Source organism: Bacillus sp. P4_D3 (assembly GCF_056401855.1).
This window is the reverse complement of the sequence record NZ_JBFUIN010000449.1, coordinates 1-2,545: the sequence shown is the minus strand read 5'-3', so window position 1 is coordinate 2,545 and position 2,545 is coordinate 1. Positions and strand designations below refer to the sequence as shown.

Genomic DNA, 2,545 nt, shown 5'->3' with positions numbered 1-2,545 from the left:
ATACTTTCCCACGTGTCACTACTTTCAAATACACTCCATACAAAAGGACGCTCTGTATTTTTTCTCAGTTCTTTAAACACCCATTTTCGCATCCTTTTTTTCGCTTTTTCTGTTAGTTTTCCGTTCTTTACAAGTTCAAGCTCACCATGTCTCTTGTATCGCTTATTAATATCTCTCTCACTATATGCTTTAAGAAATATATTCGCTGTATTCTCAGCATCTGCGAAAGCACGATGTTGCCTACCTTCCCACGTTAAATCAAGCTGCTCCACTGCAAATTGTAAACTTGGTGTATGCTCAAATAATTCTTCATATGCCTGGAAAACAAATTTTTGCACATCAAATCTGCTCTCTTTTTCCATACATGGGCATTCTATACCGTATAATGTACAATCTTGAGATAGAAAACGATAATCTTCTTTTCCCCATGAAATAAATATAGAATCTTCTCCGATGAACTGAATAAATTTCTCTATAATTTGAGGGAATTTCTCTGCACCAATTAAATCTTTCTTTGTAATTCCAGTTAATTTTGTTGTATGACGAGTTAATGGGGCACTTGGTTTTACTAACTCTGAAAATTCTCCAATAACCTTCATTGTACTCACATCTATTTTTACAGCTCCAATATCAACTATTTCTGACGGATCTTCTGATTTATACGGCCTAAAATTCCTTTCAATATCAAACACAATGAAGTGTGTAGCGTTTTTCAATTTGTATACCTCTTTCTAATTCCTATTAATATGAAAAGCCTAATTAACAGCTTTACTTTATTTTCAGTATCTATTTATACATGCAGTTTATACATTTAATACATTTAAATATAAATCGAAAATTCAGTCTTATTATCACATGTAAATAGGAGGACCTTCAATAAAAACGCAAAAAAAAAGAAGGGCAAGCCCTTCTTTTTTCATAATTACTTCTTGTTTACGTTTGTAGCTTGAGGTCCACGGTTACCTTGTTCTACTTCGAAAGTAACTTCTTGACCTTCTTCTAAAGATTTGAAGCCGTCGCCTTGGATAGCTGAGAAATGAACGAATACGTCTTCTCCGCCTTCAACCTCGATGAAACCGAAACCTTTTTCTGCGTTAAACCATTTTACTTTACCGTTTTGCATTTAAAAAATCCTCCTACAATGTACCTATATGTACATATTCATTTTCAACCACTTTACAATAATACATCATATATTAAAAAACTGCAACCCCCAAGGAGATTTAACATTGCTATCCTCCTCGGAAGTTACAGCTCATTTAAATCTCTATATTATTAAAAGTAAAATGGTTTAAAGTAACTATATCATATCAATATAATAAAAGTAWAGTTTTTTTTAAGCTATACAGCTTTTTTCTTCCATTGCATCTCTTTTAATTCACCTGATCCAGCTACAACATAGCCTTCTTTTTCATTAACAATGCGCCAACCATGCCCTTTAACCGAATCACATACTGTAACAATTCCTTCTTCAAGAAGCACACGGCAAACGGTACTAATTCCCGCCTTATTTTGCGTTGACGTTGTATATAACACATGTTGATCCACACTTAAATCTAAATAACTACTCGGTTTTTGTTCACTTTGACATGTATGCCAACCTATTTTATCACTTTCGATACTCTCATCTATTCTGCAAAAAGAAATATTCCCGCTAATTCCCTTGCACGATCCACTTGCCGATACTAAATAGGGATTATGTATAGTCAACGCAGAAATCATCTGATTCATCGCTATTTTAATCCTTTTTAATTTACGTGTCTCTAAATCAAAAAGCCAAACACCACCATATTTAGTATGTATTTTCGTACCGATAAATAAGTAATGTTTATATAAAAATAATGATCGAATAGATGGTGCCTCGCTACCGTAATTAAGAAATGGCTGAATAGTCTCCCATGTGGAACCAAAATCATTAGAATGATACAGTGTTTTATCTCCATGAGCAATTACTGTTCCATTCTCATTACTACATACATTCCAACTCGTTGCTTTCGTTGGAAAGCGCTGGATCGTCCACGTTTCTCCACCATTCATACTACGAATAAAAACTCCTTCGTCTCCTACTCCGTAAACTACGTTACCTTCACTATGTAAATCTCGAATTCGTTTTTGGAAACCAGTTAAAACCTGTTTCCATTCTCCATCTTTTTCAATGAATAAACCATTATATGTAGTAGCTAACAAAAGCTTCCCATCTCTTAACTTTGTAATAGCAGTTGCACTTAACATTGTTTCCACGTTGACACTCCCATTCCTAGAACTTCTCGGCAAAAGCAATTGCAAAATCACTGCATTTTTCAACATCATCTTTATCTTCTGGAGCTAATTCAATTTTCAATCCTTCTTGTACAAGTTCTGCCCCGCATTTTACAAGACGTTCTTCAAATATCGTTACCGCTTCACAAAACAGTTCATACGCTGTATCACCTGATCCAAAAACAGCCACTTTTTTACCCGTTAAATCTATATTTTCTAACTCATCATGGAAATCTTCCGCTTCAAATGGTAATTCACCATCACCCCACGTATAAGATCCTAAAAT

At 34.5% G+C, this 2,545-nt stretch carries 4 protein-coding genes; all 4 read right to left on the bottom strand.

All coding sequences use genetic code 11. The annotated features are described in order from the left end of the window. Positions 1-716, bottom strand: a 716-nt coding sequence (locus tag AC1DTM_RS22540; RefSeq protein WP_477000926.1) for an exonuclease, incomplete at its 3' end; no start/stop codon positions are given. A 206-nt stretch (positions 717-922) separates the two neighbouring features. Continuing rightward, positions 923-1,123: a cold shock-like protein CspB gene (gene cspB, locus AC1DTM_RS22535; RefSeq protein WP_001179147.1), complete on the bottom strand. Its 201-nt coding sequence runs from the start codon at positions 1,121-1,123 to the stop codon at positions 923-925. A gap of 218 nt (positions 1,124-1,341) precedes the next feature. After that, positions 1,342-2,241 carry a WD40/YVTN/BNR-like repeat-containing protein gene (locus AC1DTM_RS22530; RefSeq protein ID WP_016105801.1) on the bottom strand — a complete coding sequence of 300 codons (900 nt, stop codon included), beginning with the start codon at positions 2,239-2,241 and terminating at the stop codon, positions 1,342-1,344. A gap of 16 nt (positions 2,242-2,257) precedes the next feature. Next, on the bottom strand, positions 2,258-2,545 hold a 288-nt coding region (locus AC1DTM_RS22525; RefSeq protein ID WP_477000925.1), incomplete at its 5' end, for a flavodoxin domain-containing protein.